21 protein-coding genes are annotated in these 20,129 nt (G+C 50.5%); 7 read left to right on the forward strand and 14 right to left on the reverse strand.

From position 1 onward, the window contains the following. Positions 1-13: 13 nt before the first annotated feature. The 8 genes from HMPREF2560_RS04735 to HMPREF2560_RS04770 all read right to left on the reverse strand — a co-directional run bounded on the left by HMPREF2560_RS04735 (position 14) and on the right by HMPREF2560_RS04770 (position 6,299). Positions 14-1,102: a FlxJ family methyltransferase gene (locus HMPREF2560_RS04735; protein ID WP_070585683.1), complete on the reverse strand. Its 1,089-nt coding sequence runs from the start codon at positions 1,100-1,102 to the stop codon at positions 14-16. Between the two features lie 36 nt (positions 1,103-1,138). Continuing rightward, positions 1,139-2,842: an ApeI family dehydratase gene (locus HMPREF2560_RS04740; protein ID WP_070608816.1), complete on the reverse strand. Its 1,704-nt coding sequence runs from the start codon at positions 2,840-2,842 to the stop codon at positions 1,139-1,141. 15 nt (positions 2,843-2,857) lie between these two features. Beyond that, the gene (locus tag HMPREF2560_RS04745; RefSeq protein WP_070608818.1) at positions 2,858-3,613 is read right to left on the reverse strand and encodes a hypothetical protein; all 756 of its coding nucleotides are present in this window, start codon (positions 3,611-3,613) and stop codon (positions 2,858-2,860) included. Between the two features lie 39 nt (positions 3,614-3,652). Beyond that, the gene (locus tag HMPREF2560_RS04750) at positions 3,653-4,192 is read right to left on the reverse strand and encodes a COG4648 family protein (protein ID WP_070608820.1); all 540 of its coding nucleotides are present in this window, start codon (positions 4,190-4,192) and stop codon (positions 3,653-3,655) included. Positions 4,193-4,264: 72 nt separating this feature from the next. Then, a complete protein-coding gene (locus HMPREF2560_RS04755) occupies positions 4,265-4,513 on the reverse strand; it encodes an acyl carrier protein (RefSeq protein ID WP_003680823.1) in 249 nt (82 codons plus the stop codon). 12 nt (positions 4,514-4,525) lie between these two features. Next, positions 4,526-4,786 (reverse strand): phosphopantetheine-binding protein, encoded by a 261-nt coding sequence (locus tag HMPREF2560_RS04760; RefSeq protein WP_003680822.1) that lies wholly within the window; start codon positions 4,784-4,786, stop codon positions 4,526-4,528. Next, a complete protein-coding gene (locus HMPREF2560_RS04765; protein WP_049322183.1) occupies positions 4,783-5,541 on the reverse strand; it encodes a lysophospholipid acyltransferase family protein in 759 nt (252 codons plus the stop codon). Before HMPREF2560_RS04765 ends, HMPREF2560_RS04760 begins: the two co-directional genes overlap by 4 nt. Further along, on the reverse strand, positions 5,538-6,299 hold the full coding sequence (locus HMPREF2560_RS04770) for a beta-ketoacyl synthase chain length factor (protein WP_070873744.1): 762 nt from the start codon (positions 6,297-6,299) through the stop codon (positions 5,538-5,540). Before HMPREF2560_RS04770 ends, HMPREF2560_RS04765 begins: the two co-directional genes overlap by 4 nt. 110 nt (positions 6,300-6,409) lie before the next feature. On the opposite strand from HMPREF2560_RS04770, the gene HMPREF2560_RS04775 reads away from it, so the two are divergent. The 3 genes from HMPREF2560_RS04775 to HMPREF2560_RS04785 all read left to right on the forward strand — a co-directional run bounded on the left by HMPREF2560_RS04775 (position 6,410) and on the right by HMPREF2560_RS04785 (position 8,921). Next, a complete protein-coding gene (locus HMPREF2560_RS04775; RefSeq protein WP_070873745.1) occupies positions 6,410-6,898 on the forward strand; it encodes a hotdog family protein in 489 nt (162 codons plus the stop codon). A gap of 65 nt (positions 6,899-6,963) precedes the next feature. Beyond that, positions 6,964-7,692, forward strand: coding sequence for a 3-oxoacyl-ACP reductase FabG (gene fabG / locus HMPREF2560_RS04780; protein WP_070873746.1), 729 nt, complete (start codon positions 6,964-6,966; stop codon positions 7,690-7,692). After that, entirely contained in the window at positions 7,686-8,921 is a 1,236-nt protein-coding gene (locus HMPREF2560_RS04785) for a beta-ketoacyl-ACP synthase (protein ID WP_070585691.1), read from the forward strand. The genes fabG and HMPREF2560_RS04785 overlap by 7 nt, the downstream gene beginning before the upstream one ends. Positions 8,922-9,015: 94 nt before the next feature. Here the strand turns inward: HMPREF2560_RS04785 and HMPREF2560_RS04790 are convergent, their stop codons facing one another. The 6 genes from HMPREF2560_RS04790 to rluD form a co-directional block, all read right to left on the reverse strand. Next, positions 9,016-9,540, reverse strand: a complete 525-nt coding sequence (locus HMPREF2560_RS04790; RefSeq protein ID WP_070608830.1) for an RDD family protein — start codon at positions 9,538-9,540, stop codon at positions 9,016-9,018. A 91-nt stretch (positions 9,541-9,631) separates the two neighbouring features. Continuing rightward, positions 9,632-10,051 (reverse strand): hypothetical protein, encoded by a 420-nt coding sequence (locus HMPREF2560_RS04795; RefSeq protein ID WP_003746427.1) that lies wholly within the window; start codon positions 10,049-10,051, stop codon positions 9,632-9,634. 147 nt (positions 10,052-10,198) lie between these two features. After that, entirely contained in the window at positions 10,199-11,200 is a 1,002-nt protein-coding gene (holA, locus tag HMPREF2560_RS04800) for a DNA polymerase III subunit delta (RefSeq protein ID WP_070608832.1), read from the reverse strand. Continuing rightward, a complete protein-coding gene (gene lptE / locus HMPREF2560_RS04805) occupies positions 11,200-11,679 on the reverse strand; it encodes an LPS-assembly lipoprotein LptE (RefSeq protein WP_070608833.1) in 480 nt (159 codons plus the stop codon). Before lptE ends, holA begins: the two co-directional genes overlap by 1 nt. Positions 11,680-11,799: 120 nt before the next feature. Then, positions 11,800-12,570, reverse strand: coding sequence for a peptidoglycan editing factor PgeF (gene pgeF, locus HMPREF2560_RS04810; protein WP_070608835.1), 771 nt, complete (start codon positions 12,568-12,570; stop codon positions 11,800-11,802). Between the two features lie 81 nt (positions 12,571-12,651). Beyond that, positions 12,652-13,776 (reverse strand): 23S rRNA pseudouridine(1911/1915/1917) synthase RluD, encoded by a 1,125-nt coding sequence (rluD, locus tag HMPREF2560_RS04815; RefSeq protein ID WP_070608837.1) that lies wholly within the window; start codon positions 13,774-13,776, stop codon positions 12,652-12,654. On the opposite strand from rluD, the gene HMPREF2560_RS04820 reads away from it, so the two are divergent. The 4 genes from HMPREF2560_RS04820 (at position 13,775) to pflB (ending at position 19,991) form a co-directional block, all read left to right on the forward strand. Then, positions 13,775-14,578 (forward strand): outer membrane protein assembly factor BamD, encoded by an 804-nt coding sequence (locus tag HMPREF2560_RS04820; RefSeq protein WP_003680807.1) that lies wholly within the window; start codon positions 13,775-13,777, stop codon positions 14,576-14,578. The genes rluD and HMPREF2560_RS04820 overlap by 2 nt on opposite strands. A 324-nt stretch (positions 14,579-14,902) precedes the next feature. Then, positions 14,903-16,060 (forward strand): ATP phosphoribosyltransferase regulatory subunit, encoded by a 1,158-nt coding sequence (locus tag HMPREF2560_RS04825; protein ID WP_070608839.1) that lies wholly within the window; start codon positions 14,903-14,905, stop codon positions 16,058-16,060. A 43-nt stretch (positions 16,061-16,103) separates the two neighbouring features. Next, positions 16,104-17,402, forward strand: a complete 1,299-nt coding sequence (locus HMPREF2560_RS04830) for an adenylosuccinate synthase (RefSeq protein WP_070585699.1) — start codon at positions 16,104-16,106, stop codon at positions 17,400-17,402. A 303-nt stretch (positions 17,403-17,705) separates the two neighbouring features. Then, entirely contained in the window at positions 17,706-19,991 is a 2,286-nt protein-coding gene (pflB, locus tag HMPREF2560_RS04835; RefSeq protein WP_070608841.1) for a formate C-acetyltransferase, read from the forward strand. Positions 19,992-20,129: the final 138 nt, after the last annotated feature.

Raw genomic sequence — 20,129 nt, forward strand, 5'->3', positions numbered from 1 at the left:
TAAAAGATGATGTTCAGACGGCTTTAACGCAGCGCAAGATGCTGTGGCCGCGGCCGATGCCGTCTGAAACTTCCGCTACTTTCAATCCGGCTTTTTCGACGCAACGGATTAGGTCTTCAGAGTGGAAGATTTTGCTGTTGCCGTTGGCCATGGCAGTGAAATACAGGCTGGTCATGGTCAGGCAGTAGGCGGCGGTTTCGTAGCGTTGTCTGTCCCAGAAAGGCTCCATGATGTAGAGGCTGGTGTTTTCGCTCATAGACGCAGCAGCGCGTTGAAGAATGCTGGTGGCTTGTTCCTCGGTGAAACAGTCTAGGAATTGGCTCATCCAAATTGCGTCAAAACCGGTTGGGAACGGAATTTCAGGATCAAGCAGGTTGGCCGGATGGGCGTGGATACGGTCCGCGCCGTTTTTGCCTTTGGTCGCCTCACGCATCAAGCCGATTTGTTGCGGCAGATCCATGATGGTTACTTCGACTTCGGCATTGTGGTTGACACATTGCTCCGCCCAGCGGCCGGTGTTGCCGCCGACATCGAGCAGTTTTTTAACCGGTTTGGCGAACACGGTGTTGAGTGCTTCGGCGAAGGAATTGTCGGAATAATAATGGTCGAATGCAAACCATTTTTCCTGCGCGATGCTTGGCAATGAAGACAAGCCTTCGTAAATGGTCGGCCAGTCGCCGAATACTTTCAGGCCTTCGGGCTTGCCGGTTTGCAGGGTTTTTTCCAAATCAAACATGCCTTGGTAGCAGATTTCCTGCGTGAAATCCATGTTGACGCGGGCCATTTTGTCTTTGAGGACAAACCAACCGGCCTTGCTGATGAAATAGCGGTTGTCGCGAGTTAAGACAGTGCCGATAGACAGCGAGGCTTCCAGCAGGACTTGTGCCGCGTAGTTGCTGATTTTCGCTTTTTCAGCAATTTCGGCTTGAGTGAGGCCGTCTGGATGGTCGTTCAACAGGTCCAGAATGCCAAATTTCACCATCAGGCGGGAAACTTGGAACACAATCGGTGCAAAAGCGATTTCTTGAGCCAGACGTTGAGCCTCGCCTGCGGACTGGTGTTCGTGGGAATAGCGTTGTTCTAGGGCAGGGAAGAGTTGCATATTGTTGGTTTTCCACTAAAAAGTTAATAGGTATATTCAGACGGCCTCAAATACAATCCGTCCTGATGCACACGGATGCTCTCCGTTGTTGATTTTAAAGCTCAGTTTGTTTTTACATTCATCGTATTTCAGCTCTACCGACACTTCATCGTGAGGACGGATAAACTGCTGATATTTTAGATTTTCGATGCGGATGATACGCTGTTTGCCCCATGGCTTGGACGCAATCAGGTTGCGTACCCACTGCAGCTCGACCACGCCGGGAACCAGCGGGAAGGTGGCAAAATGGCCGCCGAAATAAATCAAATCCAAAGGCACGCGGCCGATAAAAGTTTCGGTATTGGTTTCATCGTCAGATGATGTTTTCGACCAAACGGGAGAAGTTTGGGCAACGGTAAAGGCCGTCTGAAAATCCGACGCGGCTATTTTGGCTTGGGCATTGCGCGGCAGGTTGTCGGTAAAACGCCAGTAACGCGGCAGGGCGATGGTGTCCTGCGTGGCGGCCAGATAGCGTTTGAGTGTATCGGCAACCGCAGCGCGGCCTTTCTCGCGCAAGGCAGCGATACCGTCTGCGTTCAATGCCGCCCATATGGCAATGCGTTGGTGTTGCGGATGACGGCCGCAGTGGGCGTCGGCAATCCAAGGGTGTTGTAAAAGTTCGTGTTCGATTTGGGTCAGCGACACGCGTTTGTCCTCAAATTTAATAATGCGGTCTTGACGACCGAGTAACAGGAAACCGTCATTTTGCGGCTCGATCAAGTCGGCGGTTTGGCGGCGCTCGGGCGACCAAGGCGAAGAAGCCCACAGCGCACCTTCTTCGTTTTGCCCGATTTCCACGCCCTTGAAAGGCTGCCATTCTTGGCGTTCGCAACGTGAGGCAATCACGCCGGTTTCGGTACTGCCATAAACTTCAAACGGGCGGACGGCAGTCTGTTGCAGCAAATCCGCCGTGGCTGCGGGCAATGCGCCTCCGGCCGAGACAATGCCTGCAATTTTATGGCCGATACTTTGCCAGTTGCGGTTTTCACCCAAGCGGTTGAGTACGGCAGGGCTGGCAATCCAAACCACTTTATCATGTGCGACCGTACTGGAAAGCAGGTTTTCCGGATAAACCGCCTGCTGCCGTTCCATAGTCCAACCCATTGTCAGCGCGAGTGCGAAGCGGAACGTGAAGCCGTAAAGGTGTTGTGGAATCACGCTGCCGATAACGGTTTCACCGTGTTGTCCAAATGGCAGCGTATTTGCCAAAGTCAGGGCTTCTGCCTGCATTTGCGCGGCGGTTTTCACAATAATTTGCGCTTCACCGCTGGAACCTGATGTTTTCAGCCATGCTTCGGCATGGTCGGGAATCAGATGGTTTTCAGGATAGGTGTGCTGCTCTTCCAAATCTGTTTTAGCTAATACATCAGGTAAGTGCCAGATGTTCAGGCCGTCTGAAGACAGCTTTTTATCTGTTGAATCCGTTAAAAACGCTTCTGCCGTTTTCCCCCACGCCACATTGTCTTGCGCCAAATTGGGCAGCAATAAAACCTTTCCGCCAGAATGCCACACTGCCAATACAGCACAGGCAAACAGCGCGGCATCATCAAACCACAACGCGGCCGTTCGCACGCCTGCCTGTTTCAGACGGCCTGACAGGTGGAAAACCGCACGGTTGAAATCAGCACGCGTCCAATTCGGATGGGCGGCGATAAGGTCGTGTTGGGGTAGGTTGGGGGATAGGATTCGGGTTAGGTGCATGATGGTTCTAAGGTTTTATAATTTTGATGTATTTGCCTTGGTATCTTCTTTGAATTGGGCCAAGCATTCATCGTATTGTTTGTTTGTCGTTTGGCGTACCAATTCGTAATCATTTGCCTGCCACTCTTCCAATGAATGGCTTTCACTTCTTTTGAAGCAATGGAGTAACCGATCGGTTTTGCCGTTTTGTCCGTCTAAAAAAAGGCTGACTTCATTGTTCAGAAAGAATCGGTCTCGTTTATTGAATTTTTCATAAACCAAATAGAAACGGCCCGGTTGGACAAATAGTTTTTTATTGGCACTATTGCCTTTAAATGATCGTTTTGCCGCCCAATCGCGAACTTTTGGGGAGAATTGTTCAAAAGCAGGATTCGCAAAATTCGGTTTAATGGGCTTCCCGCTTAAATTGTGTTTGTCCAGCAGGTCAGGGCCTTCATATTCAATATGATTGCTGTTACGGGCAAGAATCAGTAATGCAAAAGTTGCTGTAAATACGGCTGTTTGTGCAGCCCTTGCTTTTACCGTACTGGATTTCCGGATAATCATCAAATTCATGCTGCTGGTTGTAGTATCGTCAGAATAACTATTGTGTATTCGGTCAATGACGGTCAGGTTTCCCGAGCGTGTTTTGATGGTGTGGCTGGCAACTTCCGTATAATTTTTCTTGTATTCGGCTTCTGCCTTTTCTTCAGGGGATAAAGGCGTTTTAGACGTCGAAGAACATGCGGTAAATGTGAAGAAAATCAGGGTAAGTAAGATGATTTTTTTCATTATGGTTATTCGTCTAATTGATGAAATATTTTTAATGGTTTACACCTTCAAAACCAATTTCCGATAAATCCACTCTCCGGCAAATAAGATTCCCATTAACACATACGACACAATGCCTGTATAAGCCGCCCACCAATCGTAATATTGCAAGCCTGCCAAAATGGCGGCGGTTGCGCCGTTGAAGATAAAGAACGCGCACCAGATTTTCGTAACACGACGGGTGTGCAGCACGCCTTCGGGCGGCAGGTCGGGATGTTGCAGTCGGGCGAGGCGTTCGATAACCGTTTGTTTGGCAAACAGGCTGCCGCCGAAAGCGGCAAGCATCAGTGCATTGACGGCGACGGGATACCAGTACATCGAATCGGGTCGTCTGAAAATCAGTACAGCGGCAAAAAAGGCGGTGAGGATAATCGCTGTAATACGTTGGGCTGTGGTTTGCGGCATGGCAGCGCGTATCAGCCATAATACACACATGACCGCTGCAAGCCAGAAAAATGCGCCGTTTTCCCTGCCGTAATACCATAGAAGCGGATAGGCGAGGCTGGCGAGGGTCAGTAGGAGTTTTCCTAATATTTTCATGGTTATGATTGATTTTCAGACGGCCTTGCGGATTGACAAGGCCGTCTGAAAATATGCTGATTCAAAGCGGAATCAGGAATCTTGTTGTACTTTCAAAACCGCTTGAACCACGTCTTCTACGGTGCGGACATTACGGAAGTCTTCGGCTTGCAGTTTGCGGCCGGTTTCGCGTTTGATGTGGTCGATAAGGTCGATGGCGTCGATGCTGTCGATTTCCAAATCTTCGTAGAGGTTGGTTTCGGGTTTGATGCGTTCCGGTTCGATTTCAAACAGGTTAACCAGTGCATCGGTCAGTAGGGTGCGTACTTCTTGTTCGGTCATCTTGTCTCTCCCTTATGCTTGGCGGCTCTTGACGAACTCGGCCAGAGTTTTGACGTTGGCGAAGTTTTCGCGCAGGTTGTCGTTTTCACCGTCGAGCTGGAAGCCGAAGGTTTTTTGTACGGCCAAACCAAGTTCCAATGCATCAACCGAATCCAGACCCAGGCCGTCGTCGCCGAAAAGCGGATCTTCGCTGCCGATGTCGGCAACGGTAATGTCTTCCAAGCCCAAGCTGTCGATGATTAATTGTTTGATTTGGTTTTCTAAATTGCTCATGTGGTTTTCCTTGTAAAATAGTCTTGCAGGTATTCGTTTAAACGGCGTGCGGCGATGGGCAGGGGTTTTTCTGCCAGCCATTCTTCAGGCAGGATATCGTCGCCGACGGTAATTTCATAATGAATTTTTTGTGGCGGGATTTTGTACCACGGTTGCCCCTTTTTAAAATTGGGCGGCGTCATCTTGATGCACACGGGCGTGATGACTGATGCGCTGCGCAAACCGAGCGATACGGCGCCTCGGTGCATTTTAACCTGTCCGTCCCAACCTGTGCGCGTGCCCTCGGGGAAAATCAGCAAACTTTGCCCGCTTTTGAACACGGCATCGATTTCTTCCAGCATTTCCATGCTTTCATCGTTGGGGATGTAGCCTGAAGCGATAATCTGGCTTTTCATGCTGGGGTTGTGCAACAGGTCTTTTTTAACCAGTACGTTTGGCTCGGAATAGTGGCTGATCAGCAAGACGACATCCAAAAGCGAGGGATGGTTGGCAAGAATGAGCTGGCCGGGTCTGCCGAGTTTTTCCAAGCCGTTGAAGCGGACGCTCAATACACCCGACCATTGCAGGTAGCCGACGAAGAAACGCCAAACTCTGCCTATCATGCGTCTTGCTTCAAGTTGGCGTTTGATGTCGCCTTTGGTCGATTTGAGCGTATAGGGCAAAAGTGCAATTTTGAACAATACGCCTGCAACGCCGAAGAGGATGAAGCCGAAGAGTGTGGCAAAAAAGCGACGGAAATAGTCTAAAGTCTTCATGCGTTTTTCTGCCAGTGCCAGTTTCTACCGATATATTGTTGCGTATGTTGTCGGTCGTCTGAAAGCAGGAAGCGTACCCACTCCAAGCTGCTCCAATAAGGCTCGACTGTTGTATCGTTAGGGTTTTCAGACGGCCTTGCGGATGTGGTTTCCAAGCTTAAGGTATAGTCTTCGCCCTTTGTGATGACCAGTGCCAATGCATAGGCAAACGGCGCACGTGTAGCCAGGACGGGATAGTCTTCAGACAACGGATCATCGGCGACAATTACTAAAACAGATGGCGCGCCGTCTTGCAAAAGCGCGAATGCCTCGGTCAGCGCGGTTTCAAAGGAATCGGCGGCAACGGCCAACGCGGTATGTTCGCTCATGTCTTTGCGCAACATCGACCATTGCCCAATCGTCGCGTTGTGAACGGACAGGCCGAATGAGGTTGGCGAGACGGTATGCGTGTTCAAAAGCTCTTGCCACAATTCAAAGCTGCGGTTGCTTTCGCCGTCGTGAGAAACGTACACCGGTACGCTTTCAGGATATTGGTCGGCCAGATTCCATGCGGCATCACAAACCAAGCGCGCCGCTTTCCCCAAGCGGCGGCGTTGCATAGGCGGCAAAAAGGAGAGCGCGGGTTTGTACTCCGGCAGGGAGGCGGTATCGAGTTTTCCCTGCGCCCAGTCCTGCCATTGCTCCGGCGTACTGATCTTGCTGGAGGAGGCCTGCCATGCGGCAATATTGAAGCTGAAACGGCAAACGTTTTGAGGCATGATGTCTTTCAATGTTTTACATTTTCATACATTGTAATGAAATGGGTTAGTAAAAGCTAGGCTCTGTTATAATGCATATTGTAACGTAATTTATTCCCGGATGATATTTTATGCCTTTAATACCGAGTGCCCCGATTTATGATGTGGCTTCGCTGCTTCCGCACAGCGGACATATGGTGCTAATCGATTGTGTGAAAGAATTTGGCGACGACTACACGGTTTGCCGTGCGCCGGTTGGCGACAAGCATATTTTGCTGCAGGACGGCGTGTTGTCGTCTATGGCTTATATGGAATTGATGGCGCAGGGTATAGGCGCGTTTGCAGGCATTGAGGCTTTAAAGGCCGGAGAGCCTGTACGCTTGGGTTTTTTATTGGGAACGCGCAAACTGGATTTGTTTGCCGATTCCGTGCCTGTCGGTACTGAGCTGGAAGTCAGGACGCATGTGTCCATTCAGGATTTGGGCGGCATGGGCGTATTTGATTGCGAGTTGCGCTGGACGGATGCGCCGGAAGATGTGAAGTATCTGTTGCCGCCGGACGGTTTGCTGGCAAAAGCTTCTTTAAATGTGTACAGTCCGAAAGACGGTCAAATCATTTAAACCGTTTACAAGGCCGTCTGAAAAGACAAAGATTCAGACGGCCTGTCGATATAGTGAGAAAACGTATGAGTGAAACTATTTTAATTACAGGGTCTAATCGCGGTATCGGCAAAGCCGTCGCGCTTGGTTTGGCTCAGGACGGCTTTGATATTGTCGTCCACTGCCGCAGCCGTCGCGATGAAGCGGAAGCTGTTGCAGAAGAAATCCGTGCATTGGGTAGAAATGCGCGCGTGTTGCAGTTTGACGTGTCCGACCGCGAAGCCTGCCGAGAAATTTTGACTGCCGACATTGAGGCAAACGGCACATATTACGGCGTGGTGTTGAACGCCGGCCTGACGCGCGACAATGCGTTTCCTGCTTTTGCAGATGATGATTGGGACTTGGTGCTGCGAACCAATTTGGACGGTTTTTATAATGTGTTGCACCCTTTGACCATGCCGATGATCCGCCGCCGCAAAGCCGGACGGATTGTATGCATGGCATCGGTGTCCGGTTTGACGGGCAACCGCGGTCAGGTCAATTACAGCGCGTCCAAAGCGGGCTTGATCGGCGCGGCAAAAGCCTTGGCGGTTGAGTTGGCAAAACGTAAAATTACCGTCAACTGCGTGGCGCCGGGCCTTATCGATACCGATATTATTGATGAAAACGTGCCTGTCGAAGAAATCTTAAAGGCCGTCCCTGCCGCGCGCATGGGATTGCCGGAAGAAGTGGCGCATGCGGTGCGCTTTTTGATGGATGAAAAAGCGGCGTACATTACGCGCCAAGTGATTGCTGTGAACGGAGGTTTGTGTTGAATACCAGAAGAGTCGTAGTAACAGGTATCGGCGGTATTACCGCCTTCGGCCGTGATTGGCAAAGTATTCAGACGGCCTTTAAAGCCGAAAAAAACGCGGTCAAATACATGGACTGGAGTGGACGCTTTCCTGAATTGGAAGCGCAACTGGGCGCGCCGATTGAAGGCTATTCCCCTCCAGAGCACTGGACACGCAAGCAGCTCAGAAGCATGGGGCGCGTGTCGCATTTGTGTGTCGATGCGGCGGAACAAGCCTTGACGGATGCGGGTTTGCTGGGTGATGAAAGCATTACCGACGGCCGTATGGGCGTGGCGTGCGGTTCGTCTGTCGGCAGCACCAAAGACATCGGCGATATGGGCGAACTTTTGATAACAGGCACATCGCGCAATTTCAACGCCAATACTTATGTGCGCATGATGCCGCATACGACTGCCGCCAATATCGGCATTTTCTTCGGTTTGAAAGGCCGCATTATCCCGACATCGAGCGCGTGTTCGTCCGGCAGCCAAGGCATTGGTTATGCCTACGAAGCGATTAAATACGGCTTGATTGATATGATGCTGGCTGGTGGCGGCGAAGAGTTTTGTCCGTCTGAAGTGTATGTTTTCGATTCACTTTATGCCGCCAGCCGCCGCAACGGCGAACCTGAGCTGACTCCGCGCCCTTACGATAACGCTCGAGACGGCTTGGTCATCGGCGAAGGCGCAGGCATTTTTGTATTGGAAGAGTTGGAACACGCTCGTGCGCGCGGTGCGAAAATCTATGCCGAGCTTGTCGGTTATGGAGCCAACAGCGACGGCAGCCACGTTACCCAACCGCAAAAAGAAACCATGCAAAAATGTATGGAGCTTGCGCTGAAAGACGCCGGTATTACGCCTGATAAAGTCGGCTATGTCAGCGGCCACGGTACGGCGACCGAAAAAGGCGATATTGCCGAAACATTAGCGACTGAGGCAGTGTTTGGTTTTGTACCGATGAGTTCGCAAAAAAGCTATCTCGGTCATACACTCGGCGCGTGCGGCGCATTGGAAGCCTGGTTTACCATCGAAATGATGAACAATGGCTGGTTTGCGCCGACCGTCAATTTGGAAAACATCGATCCGCGTTGCGGCAAGGTGGATTACATTCAAACAGGCGGACGTGAGATTCAAACCGATTATGTGGTCAGCAATAACTTTGCTTTTGGCGGCGTCAATACTTCGCTGGTGTTCAAACGTTGGCAAGAATAATCATTGCTTGATTTCATGATTAGAGGCCGTCTGAAACTTATCTTGAGTTTCAGACGGCCTTTATTTTATTTACGGATTGAGCCGCTTTTGGATTTTATTCGTTTGTTTTCTTCTGATTTAAATCCACCAGCCTTGTTCCGGCCAAGAAGTCGTAGAGGAACTGGCGGTCGGGATGGAACAGGGCAAAGCCCCATGGCAGGATGAGCCAAATAAGCGCAGCACCGAATGCGCCTTTAGGCGGGATATTGAGCAGATGGCGCAATCCGGCGTAGGCAAATAGGGGAATGAAAACAATAAAAATGCTAGCCCAAATAAAGCGCAGGCGCAGCTGTGGCAGGGGCGGCTGGGTATCGTTTTTATCGGCCAAACCGATTTTCCATGTCTGCATGGCGAGGGTTTGGCCTTTTTTGTGCCAGTTGGCGCGGAAGTAGAGCCACCATGCGTAGAACAGAATCAGACAGGTTGTCAGCATGGACAGGCGCGTGGAAACGGGATTGAGAAAAATGGCGACAATACCGGCTGCAAGGGCGGCAATGCTGGTAACGGCGCCGGTCAGCAGAAGTTCGTAAACCAGTGCGGCGAGGCGGCGTTTGAGTGGGGCGGTGGGAAGACGGGTCATAATGCGATGGAAACGGAAATGGGTTTGATGGAAATAAAAACAGGCCGTCTGAAACGGGATAGGATGTTCAGACGGCCTGTTACTGTCGGGATTAGCGATGTGGACGTTTTTGACCGCGTGCCTGTTGGGCAGCCATTTGGTTCATTTCCTGACGGGTCGGACGTTTTTTGAAGATGGCGTGCGCTTCGTCAACGGAACATTTTTGTGACAGGCAAACCAGGGTAATTGCGTCTTTTTGATGTTGGCCACCGCTGTGGTACATGCGGCGCAGGTTGGCTTCGTTGATACGGCCTTTTTCCGGATCGATGTCGAATTTTTTCAGGCGCTCGAGGAATTGGCGTTGCTGACGGCGTGAAGTCCAAACGAAACCGCCTGCGGCAGCGGCCACGATGATGACGGCCAACAGGATGGCCAGCGGCCATGAATCGACGATCAGAACGATGATGAGGCTTAATACGGCAGTGGTCAGCAGGGCCAGGCCGCCGATGCGAAGTTTGGTTTTATTATCCATATGGTTGGTGTTTCCTTGTTTTTTGCTGGAAGAGGCCATCTGAAATGCGAGGTTCAGACGGCCTGAATTTGAGTTTACGCTATTTTACAGTATTTTCTGTTTTTGGGGCGTATTGCGTGCAAGTTTCTTGATGCGTGGAAACGGTTTTCAGGCGGCCAGCGAAGTGACGAGCTGTTTGAACTCGGTCCATGCATCGCCTTCTTCCGCGCCTTTGATGATGCGGTCGATTTTGGCGCAGGTTTTGAGCGCGTCGAGCAGGCGGTTGATGGAAATGCGTTTGGCCGCCATCGGTGCAAGGGTCTGCTTGTCGCCCCATAAGCGCAGGCTGTTGCGCAGGCTTTGGATGTTTTGGCCTTGCTTGAGTGCGGCAGTCAGGCGGATTAGGGTGCGGATGTCTTCGGCAACCGCCCACAACAGCAAAACCGGCTCTTCGCCTTCTTCTTCCAAACCGTCCAGCAAACGGGAAACGCGCAGGGCATCGCCTTTCATCCATGCGCCTGCCAGTTGGAATACGTCGAAGCGGGCGACGGTGGCAACTGCGGCTTCTGCGTCGGCAATATTGATTAAATGGCCTTGAGGATGGAGCAGGGCAAGTTTTTCGATTTCCTGACGGGCGGCCAAAAGATTGCCTTCGACGCGCTCGGCAAAAAGGGCGAGTGCTTCAGGCTCGATATCCAAACCTTGCTGTTTCAGACGGCCCTGTATCCATTGCGGCAAAGCATGTGGTGCAACGGCTTTTGCTTCTAAGACGATGCCTTTGCCTGCCAATGCGGAAAACCATTTGGACTGGATTTGCGCTTTTTCAAGCTTGGGCAGGAGGATGAGCGTAACCGTATCTTCGGGCAGGCGTTCAGCGAAGGCTTGCAGGGCCTCGCCTCCGTTTTTGCCGGGTTTGCCGTTAGGAATGTGGATTTCCAGCAGTTTCAAATCGGCAAACAAACCTGCGCTGCCGGCACTTTGCAACAGCTCGTTCCAGTCAAAATTGTTTTCGGCGGTATAGACTTCGCGGTTGAGATAGCCTTGTTTTTTTGCGGCTGCGCGCAGCGTATCCAAAGCTTCGATGCGCAACAAATCCTCTTCACCGTGGATGATATACAACGGTTTGAGCGGCGTATCGGGGCGCAGGCTCTCAATGGGCGCGGCAGCCATTATTGCGCCTTTAAGAAAGTCAGGCGGCGGACGATTTGATCTGCGGCGTCGATGCGCATTTCAGACCAAATGGTTTCTTCCTCTTCCTGTTTGCCCAAAACTTCGCTGTCGGCGTAGTCCATGGTGCGGTGAACCTTGACTTCCATCGGTTCGCCAACCGGCTCGCCGTTGCGGAAGGCTTGGGCTTTGACAGTCATGGCTAGCAGGTATTCGTTGATTGCGGCGGCGCGGGTGATGGTGTAGATGTCGCGGCGTTTTTGAAAGTCGACAACGCGCAGGGTGATTTGTGATTCGGCTTCGCTAACCGGATGGCCGTCGGCACGGCGTAAGGCATTTTCCAGCGCTTTTTGCATAACGGCTCCGCCTTCTACATGCCAGTTTTGATAAGGCAGCGGCTGAGAAGTCACGCCCGTGCCTTTTGGGTGGAAACCGCAAGAGGCAAGCAATAGGGCGAGTGCAGGCAATAGGATTTTTTTCATTGGATATTCCTTCGTTGAAACCGGTTACGGTATCGTCGGATTATAACGAATAATGTTTAGGCCGTCTGAAACCGTAAACGGAAAGTATTTCAGACGGCCTTGTCTTTGATGGCGAAAATCTTATTTTCCCAACCAAATCAGGCTGACCATGCGGCCGGTTTGTCCGTCGCGGCGGTAGGAGAAGAAAGTATCGCGTTCCAAGACGGTGCAATGGGTGCCACCATAAATCATATTCACGCCTTCGCGGTGCAGAACCATGCGCGCCAAAGCGTAAATGTCGGCAAGGTATTTGCCGCCACCGATGTCTTCAAACGCATCGACAGCTTCCGGCATAAGGGTGCAAAACGCATCAAATACATCTTGCCCTACCTCAAACGCATCAGGGCCGATGGCAGGGGCGAGATAGGCCATGATTTCCAGCGGCTCGACATTCATTGCTGCAATGGTGTTTTGCAAAACGCCACCGGCCAAACCGCGCCAACCTGCATGAGCCGCCGCAACAACGGTCCCTGCTTTGTCGCAAAACAAGACAGGCAGGCAATCGGCAGTCATCGAAGCGCAGGCGATCGTGCCCGTTGTATCCACCGAGGCATCGGCGTCGGGCGTATTGTCTAACGCTTCGGCTGCGTTCACAACAATGGTGCTGTGGATTTGATTAAGGTAAGCAACGGGCAGGCCGACTTGTTCCTGTACGATTTCGCGGTTGTGGAGCACGGCTTCCAAATTGTCGCCGACGTGCGAACCAACATTCAGGCTGCGGTACACACCTTTGCTGACACCGCCGTTGCGCGTGGTAATAAGCGTTTTAACATTGGCAGGGGCAGGCCAGTCGGCAGTCAAAAAATTCTTGCCTTGTGGAGCGAGGTTTAGGGTATCTGTGATGGTTTTCATAATCTTTAAATCGCTGAAATATTGGAACGGATTGATTTCAGACGACCTGAAATAATATTTTAGGCCGTCTGAAAAATGGGTTTAATCCCTTACATAAACGACTTCGACATCGTAGTCGTCTTCATTCCAATCATTGTCATCGTCCATGCCGAATTTCTCTTGCCATTCTTCCTCGTTGCTTAGGGACGAATCCAAACCGGCTTCCAGACGTAGGACGGAGAGCAGGTGGTACATATCGTCAGGTATAGGCGCTTCAAAGGAAACGGTTTCGCCGGTTTTCGGGTGTACAAAGCTCAAGCGGTAGGCGTGCAGGGCTTGGCGCGCACCAAGGGCTTTGATGGCTTCTTTAACCGCATCGCTGCATGGATGGCGCAGGTTGCCGTAAACAGGATCGGCGGCCAGCGGATGGTTGGCTTCGCGCATATGAACGCGGATTTGGTGCGTGCGGCCGGTTTCGAGCGAGCATTCGATGTAGCTGTGTGCCAGATAACGTTCCAACACTTTGACGTGGGTAACGGCGGGTTTGCCGCCGAATTTGACGACTGCCATTTTCAGGCGGTTGTGTGGGTCGCGGCCGATTTTGGTTTCGATTTTGCCGTCAAAAGGAACAATGCCGTTGGCGACTGCGCGGTAAATGCGTTTGACTGTGCGCTCTTGCAGCTGTTGAACCAGTGAGTTTTGAGCTGGCAAGGTCTTGGCGACCACCATCAGGCCGCTGGTTTCTTTGTCCAAACGGTGTACGATGCCCGCACGCGGCACTTGGCTTAATTCAGGACAGTGTGCCAACAGGCCGTTGAGCAGGGTGCCGCTCCAGTTGCCTGCGGCAGGATGGACGACTAACCCGGCCGGTTTGTTGATGACGATGACGGTATCGTCTTCATAAATAATGTCCAAATCTATCGGTTCGGGCGTGAATGCGAGGTTTTCTTCGCTCGGACGTACCGTAACGGCAATCAATTCACCGCCTATCATTTTATCTTTGGGTTGTGCGGGCTTATCGTTTACAATGACCGCACCCTCTTTAATCCACGAACTCAGGCGGCTGCGCGAGTAGTCGGGCATGAGTTTGGCCAATACGGCATCCAGCCTTCCGCCCGCCATTTCGAGCGGAACGGTCAAATTAACACAACTTTCTGTTTCAGGGGATGACGGAAAGTCTAAATCATCGCTATAATCGGCTTCGTTATCAAAGGAAGTATTCTGCATGAAAAAAATTCTTTTAGTAGTTTCTTTAGGTTTGGCACTGAGTGCCTGCGCAAATAAAGGCACAATCGATAAAGACGCCCAAATTACTCAAGATTGGAGTGTGGAAAAGCTTTATGCCGAAGCGCAAGACGAATTGAACAGCAACAATTATACGCGAGCTGTCAAGTTATACGAAATTTTAGAGTCCCGTTTTCCAAACGGCCGCTATGCCCAGCAGTCCCAGTTGGATACGGCGTATGCCTATTATAAAGACGATGAGCCGGAAAAAGCCTTGGCTGCCATTGCGCGCTTCCAACGCCATCATCCGCAACATCCGAATATGGACTACGCGCTGTACTTGAAAGGTTTGGTCCTGTTTAACGAAGACCAGTCTTTCTTGAACAAGCTGGCTTCCCAAGACTGGTCCGACCGCGACCCGAAAGCCAACCGCGATGCTTATCAGGCGTTTGCCGAGTTGGTTCAACGTTATCCAAACAGCAAATACGCTGCCGATGCAACCGAGCGTATGGCCAAGCTGGTGGACGCTTTGGGTGGTAACGAGATATCTGTGGCACGTTATTACATGAAACGCGGTGCTTATGTCGCAGCGGCCAACCGTGCGCAAAAAATCGTCAGCCGTTACCAAAATACCCGTTACGTCGAAGAAGCTTTGGCGATGATGGAATTGGCATACAAAAAACTGGACAAGCCGCAACTTGCTGCCGATACACGCCGTGTTTTGGAAACCAACTTCCCGCAAAGCCCGTTCTTGCAACACGAATGGCGATCTGACGATATGCCTTGGTGGCGTTACTGGCGCTAAGCGTCGGGTTGTTCAGACATGAATTAAGGCCGTCTGAAAATGATGCAGCTATGCATTTGGTTTTCAGACGGCCTTTGTTTTTAATGTTTTTTTACGCTCTCTGTAAACAGGGTGCAAAATTCGTTTTAATATGGTAAAGTCTGATTTTAATAACTCGACGGTTTGAAGCCGTTACTCAGGGGCTGTTTAAATTTAAAATCAGTTTTGTTGAAGCCGCATCGGATTTGCCGTTGATGCATTCAGGAAAATTTCAGTCGTCAGGCTGATTTGGTTTTAAATTTAAGCAGCCCTTTATGTTTACAAAAAAAACAGAGGTAGATTCTCATGAAGTCTTGGCAGCTTCCTGAACACGTTGCCGACGTGTTACCGACCAATGCCCGACAACTGGAAAGCGCCCGTGAGCGGCTGTTGGCTTTGTTCCGCGTGCATGGTTATGAATTAGTGCAACCGCCATTGATGGAATACAGCCATTCCTTATTGACGCATATCGATGCCGGTTTGTCTTTGAAAACCATTTTGGTCGTTGATCAGCTCAGCGGCCGTCAGCTCGGTATCCGTGCGGATATTACGCCGCAGGTGGCGCGTATTGATGCCCACTTGCTTTCTGCCAATCAAGGCATCAACCGTTTATGCTATGCCGGTTCGGTGCTTCATGCGCGGCCTGACGGATTGCTCAATATGCGCGAGCCTTTGCAGGCCGGTGCGGAAATGTATGGCTTGGAAGGCATTGAAGCGGATATTGAATTGATTGATTTGATGCTGAAAAGCATGAAGATTGCCGACATGGGCGAAGTTTTGCTTTCGTTGGGCCATATCGGCGTATTCCGTGCTTTAGCAAATGCCGCGCATTTAGATGAGCAGCAATCGGCAATCCTGCTGTCATCGATGCAGGACAAGGATGCCGAAGCCGTCAGCCAGTTGGTCAAAGAGTGGAAACTTGATGGCATGTGGGCAAAAGCGTTTTCATTGTTGCCCCGACTGTACGGTGGTCGTGAAGTGCTGACTGTGGCTAGAGAGAAATTACCGGAATTGTCCGCAGTCAGTGCGGCCTTGGATGAATTGCAGGCAGTATGCGATGCGTTCCCAAATCAAAAAGTGCATATCGATTTGTCGGAACTGCGCGTTGACAATTACCATACCGGTTTGCTTTACGCGGCTTATGGTTCAAACCGTCATGATGCCGTGGCACGCGGCGGCCGTTATGACGGATTGGGCGGATACTTCGGACGAGCGCGTCCTGCAGCCGGATTCAGTTTTGATTTGCGCAGCTTCATCGGCCGCCTTCCTGCTATCGGACGGGAATCCGTGGTGGCTGTCGATGTAAAAGACATGCCTGCAGCTCAAGAAGCGGTAGATGCTTTGCGCGAACAAGGACAATGTGTCGTTATCGATTACGGTATCGGCTATAACGGTTCGGAAGAGGTTACAGGCCGTCTGAAACAAGTGGACGGCGTTTGGAAAGTAATCGATTTGAACGATTGAGTTTTATTTTGAAATTTTGTATCTGAAATAAGGTTAGATAGCTATGGCTAAAAATGTTGTCGTAATCGGTGCCCAATGGGGTGATGAAGGCAAAGGTAAGATTGTTGACTGGCTGGCAGAAGAAACCAGCGGTGTTGTACGTTTCCAAGGCGGCCACAATGCCGGCCATACATTGGTCGTCGGTGGTAAAAAAACCATTTTGCGCCTGATTCCAAGCGGCATTTTGCATGAGACTTTGGACTGCTTCATCGGCTCAGGTGTTGTAGTTTCTCCTGAAGCATTGTTGGGTGAAATCGACGAATTGAATGCTGCCGGTGTGAAAAACGTTGAAGGCCGTCTGAAAATTGCGCCGACCTGCCCATTGATTCTGCCTTACCACATTGCGCTTGACCAAGCACGCGAAGCTTCCCGCGGTAAAAGCAAAATTGGTACAACCGGTCGCGGCATCGGCCCAGCCTATGAAGATAAAGTTGCCCGTCGCGCGATTCGCGTGGTGGACTTGTTGCACCCTGAAAAACTGGTTGAGAAACTGGAAGCTGTTTTGGCTTATTACAATGTCCAGTTGCAACACCTGCACAATGCCGAGCCGGTAAAAGTTGAAGACGTGATGGCGGTCATTGAAAAAGTTGCACCGCGCATTACGCCGATGATTACCGATGTTTCCCGTGTTTTGAACGAGAAAAACCGCAAAGGCGAAAGCCTGTTGTTTGAAGGCGCGCAAGGTACGTTGCTGGACATCGACTACGGTACTTATCCGTTTGTCACTTCCTCCAACTGCTTGGCTGGTGCCGCTTCTGCCGGTGCAGGCGTAGGTCCGCAAATGCTGGATTATGTTTTGGGTATCGTTAAAGCCTATACTACCCGCGTAGGTTCCGGTCCATTCCCGACTGAATTGTTTGACGAAGTGGGCGCAGGTTTGGCTGAACGCGGCCATGAATTCGGCTCCGTAACCGGTCGTGCGCGTCGTTGTGGCTGGTTTGATGCGGCTGCTCTGAAACGCTCTATTCAAGTTAACGGCATTTCCGGCATGTGCATCACCAAGCTGGATGTGATGGACGGTATTGAAAACATCAATATCTGCGTAGGTTATGAATTGCCTGATGGCAGCAAAACCGACATTCTGCCTTGCGGCTCTGATGCGGTAGAAACCTGCAAACCGATTTACGAAACCATGCCGGGTTGGAGCGAGTCGACTTTCGGCGTGAAAGAGTACGATAAGCTGCCTGAAAACGCTAAAGCTTACCTGAAACGTATTGAAGAAGTGTGCGGTGCGCCTGTGGCCATTGTTTCAACCGGTCCTGACCGTGAAGAAACCATCGTTTTGCATCATCCGTTTGCTTAATTGAAGAAGTGAATAAAGGCTGTCTGAATGTTTCAGACGGCCTTTATATATGCAATGCAATAAAAAATCAGCCCTGAAAGACGTCTGTCTTCAGGGCTGAATTTTGTATTTTACGCCGTTTTGAAGTACAAATGTTTGGAAAGTGAGATGTAGTACCAAGTAACAATTATTCTCATTGACGTAAATCAAGAAAAGGCTAGTCTGTAATTTTATTTCAAGAAAATCCCTGTAAATAAATGGGTATTAGTGCTATCCTTTCAGAAAATTTACAGTCTATATTTTCAATAAAATTAGGAGCTTGATATGTCAAATGATGTTCAGCAACGTCCTGCCGCTTGGGAAGGTTTTGTCGGTGGTAACTGGGAAACCAACGTAGATGTCCGCGATTTTATTCAAAAAAACTACACGCCATATGAAGGTGATGCCTCTTTCTTGGCACCAGCAACCGAAGCCACAACCAAGCTGTGGGCGGAAGTGATGGAAGGCATCAAGGTTGAAAACCGTACGCACGAGCCGTATAAAATCGACGCGCAAATCGTCTCCGGTATTACCAGCCATGCTCCGGGCTATATCGACAAAAATTTGGAAACCATCGTCGGCCTGCAAACAGACGAGCCTTTGAAACGCTCTATCATGCCGTTTGGCGGTTTGAAAATGGTGCAAGACGCGTGCAAAGTGTACAACGTTGAATTGAATCCCGAAGTCAGCGAAATTTTCACCAAATACCGCAAAACCCACAACCAAGGCGTATTTGACGTTTATACGCCCGACATCCGCCGCTGCCGTAAATCAGGTGTGATTACCGGCCTGCCGGATGCTTATGGTCGCGGCCGTATTATCGGCGACTACCGCCGCGTGGCATTGTACGGTATCGACTTCTTGATGAAAGACAAACTCAACCAGTTCAACTCACTGCAAGCCGATTTGGAAAACGGTGTGGACTTGGAAGAAGTCATCCGCCGTCGCGAAGAAATCAACGAACAATACAAAGCCTTGGGTCAAATGAAAGAAATGGCGGCTTCTTACGGCTACGACATTTCCGGCCCTGCAAAAAATGCACAAGAAGCCATCCAATGGACTTACTTTGCCTACCTTGCCGCCGTTAAATCTCAAAACGGCGCAGCGATGTCCTTCGGCCGTGTGTCTTCGTTCTTGGATATTTATATCGACCGTGACCTGAAAAACGGTGTGATTACCGAAACCCAAGCGCAAGAATTCATTGACCACTTGGTGATGAAACTGCGTATGGTTCGTTTCCTGCGCACTCCGGAATACGATCAACTCTTCTCCGGCGACCCGATTTGGGCAACCGAATCTATCGGTGGTATGGGCTTGGACGGTCGTACCTTGGTAACACGCACCAACTTCCGCGTGTTGCACACCCTGTACAACATGGGCCCGTCTCCTGAGCCAAACATCACTGTATTGTGGTCAGAACAACTGCCGCAAGGCTTTAAAGAATTCTGCGCCAAAGTATCCATTGATACTTCGTCCATCCAATATGAAAACGACGATTTGATGCGTCCTGACTTCAACAGCGATGACTACGCCATTGCCTGCTGCGTCAGCCCGATGGTGGTTGGCAAACAAATGCAGTTCTTCGGCGCACGTGCTAACTTGGCTAAAACTCTACTATACGCAATCAACGGCGGCGTGGATGAAAAATCTAAAGAGCAAGTTGGTCCGAAAACCGAGCCGATTATGGACGAAGTCTTGGACTACGACACTGTCTTTGCGCGCATGGACAAATTCATGGATTGGTTGGCAACCCAATACGTTACTGCCTTGAACATCATTCACTACATGCACGATAAATACAGCTACGAAGCTGCGTTGATGGCGTTGCATGACCGTGACGTGAAACGTACGATGGCTTGCGGTATTGCCGGTTTGTCTGTGGCTGCCGACTCATTGTCCGCCATTAAGTACGCCAAAGTGAAACCGATTCGCGATGAAAACGGTATTGCTGTTGACTTTGAAATCGAAGGCGAATACCCACAATTTGGTAACAACGATGACCGCGTTGACGATATCGCCTGCGATTTGGTTGAACGCTTCATGAAAAAAGTGGCAACCCACAAAACTTACCGCAACGCCACTCCGACTCAGTCCGTACTGACCATTACTTCCAACGTTGTTTACGGTAAGAAAACCGGTAATACTCCAGACGGTCGCCGTGCAGGTGCTCCGTTTGGTCCGGGTGCAAACCCAATGCACGGCCGTGACGTCAACGGTGCAGTCGCTTCATTGACTTCCGTAGCCAAACTGCCATTTGAGTTTGCTAAAGACGGTATTTCTTATACCTTCTCCATTATTCCTGGCGCGTTGGGTAAAGACGAGCATTCTCGCGAACGCAACCTTGCCGGTTTGATGGACGGTTATTTCCACCATGAAGATGGTATTTTGGAAGGCGGTCAACACTTGAACGTCAACGTATTGAATCGCGAGACTTTGGAAGATGCAATGCACAATCCGGAGAAATATCCGCAGTTGACCATTCGTGTGTCCGGTTATGCGGTTCGCTTCAACTCGCTGACCCGCGAACAACAGCTTGATGTGATTACCCGTACGTTCACAGAAACCATGTAATCGGGTGGCGAAACGAACCAGAAGCTAAATTTGCGTTTGGTTTGTTTTGAAACAAAGCTCCGAGGCCGTCTGAAATGTTCAGACGGCCTTTATTATCGTACAATCTATATAAGCAAAAACATTTTTGAGCCGAACACT

This window comes from Neisseria sp. HMSC078H04, from assembly GCF_001838135.1.
GTDB lineage: Bacteria > Pseudomonadota > Gammaproteobacteria > Burkholderiales > Neisseriaceae > Neisseria.

What these genes read in the sequence shown, in the direction of transcription:
- HMPREF2560_RS04735 (WP_070585683.1), bottom strand. Translation starts at nt 1,102, where the DNA reads ATGCAACTCTTCCCTGCCCTAGAACAACGCTATTCCCACGAACACCAG.
- HMPREF2560_RS04740 (WP_070608816.1), bottom strand. Translation starts at nt 2,842, where the DNA reads ATGCACCTAACCCGAATCCTATCCCCCAACCTACCCCAACACGACCTT.
- HMPREF2560_RS04745 (WP_070608818.1), bottom strand. Translation starts at nt 3,613, where the DNA reads ATGAAAAAAATCATCTTACTTACCCTGATTTTCTTCACATTTACCGCA.
- HMPREF2560_RS04750 (WP_070608820.1), bottom strand. Translation starts at nt 4,192, where the DNA reads ATGAAAATATTAGGAAAACTCCTACTGACCCTCGCCAGCCTCGCCTAT.
- HMPREF2560_RS04755 (WP_003680823.1), bottom strand. Translation starts at nt 4,513, where the DNA reads ATGACCGAACAAGAAGTACGCACCCTACTGACCGATGCACTGGTTAAC.
- HMPREF2560_RS04760 (WP_003680822.1), bottom strand. Translation starts at nt 4,786, where the DNA reads ATGAGCAATTTAGAAAACCAAATCAAACAATTAATCATCGACAGCTTG.
- HMPREF2560_RS04765 (WP_049322183.1), bottom strand. Translation starts at nt 5,541, where the DNA reads ATGAAGACTTTAGACTATTTCCGTCGCTTTTTTGCCACACTCTTCGGC.
- HMPREF2560_RS04770 (WP_070873744.1), bottom strand. Translation starts at nt 6,299, where the DNA reads ATGCCTCAAAACGTTTGCCGTTTCAGCTTCAATATTGCCGCATGGCAG.
- HMPREF2560_RS04775 (WP_070873745.1), top strand. Translation starts at nt 6,410, where the DNA reads ATGCCTTTAATACCGAGTGCCCCGATTTATGATGTGGCTTCGCTGCTT.
- fabG (WP_070873746.1), top strand. Translation starts at nt 6,964, where the DNA reads ATGAGTGAAACTATTTTAATTACAGGGTCTAATCGCGGTATCGGCAAA.
- HMPREF2560_RS04790 (WP_070608830.1), bottom strand. Translation starts at nt 9,540, where the DNA reads ATGACCCGTCTTCCCACCGCCCCACTCAAACGCCGCCTCGCCGCACTG.
- HMPREF2560_RS04795 (WP_003746427.1), bottom strand. Translation starts at nt 10,051, where the DNA reads ATGGATAATAAAACCAAACTTCGCATCGGCGGCCTGGCCCTGCTGACC.
- holA (WP_070608832.1), bottom strand. Translation starts at nt 11,200, where the DNA reads ATGGCTGCCGCGCCCATTGAGAGCCTGCGCCCCGATACGCCGCTCAAA.
- lptE (WP_070608833.1), bottom strand. Translation starts at nt 11,679, where the DNA reads ATGAAAAAAATCCTATTGCCTGCACTCGCCCTATTGCTTGCCTCTTGC.
- pgeF (WP_070608835.1), bottom strand. Translation starts at nt 12,570, where the DNA reads ATGAAAACCATCACAGATACCCTAAACCTCGCTCCACAAGGCAAGAAT.
- HMPREF2560_RS04820 (WP_003680807.1), top strand. Translation starts at nt 13,775, where the DNA reads ATGAAAAAAATTCTTTTAGTAGTTTCTTTAGGTTTGGCACTGAGTGCC.
- rluD (WP_070608837.1), bottom strand. Translation starts at nt 13,776, where the DNA reads ATGCAGAATACTTCCTTTGATAACGAAGCCGATTATAGCGATGATTTA.
- HMPREF2560_RS04825 (WP_070608839.1), top strand. Translation starts at nt 14,903, where the DNA reads ATGAAGTCTTGGCAGCTTCCTGAACACGTTGCCGACGTGTTACCGACC.
- HMPREF2560_RS04830 (WP_070585699.1), top strand. Translation starts at nt 16,104, where the DNA reads ATGGCTAAAAATGTTGTCGTAATCGGTGCCCAATGGGGTGATGAAGGC.
- pflB (WP_070608841.1), top strand. Translation starts at nt 17,706, where the DNA reads ATGTCAAATGATGTTCAGCAACGTCCTGCCGCTTGGGAAGGTTTTGTC.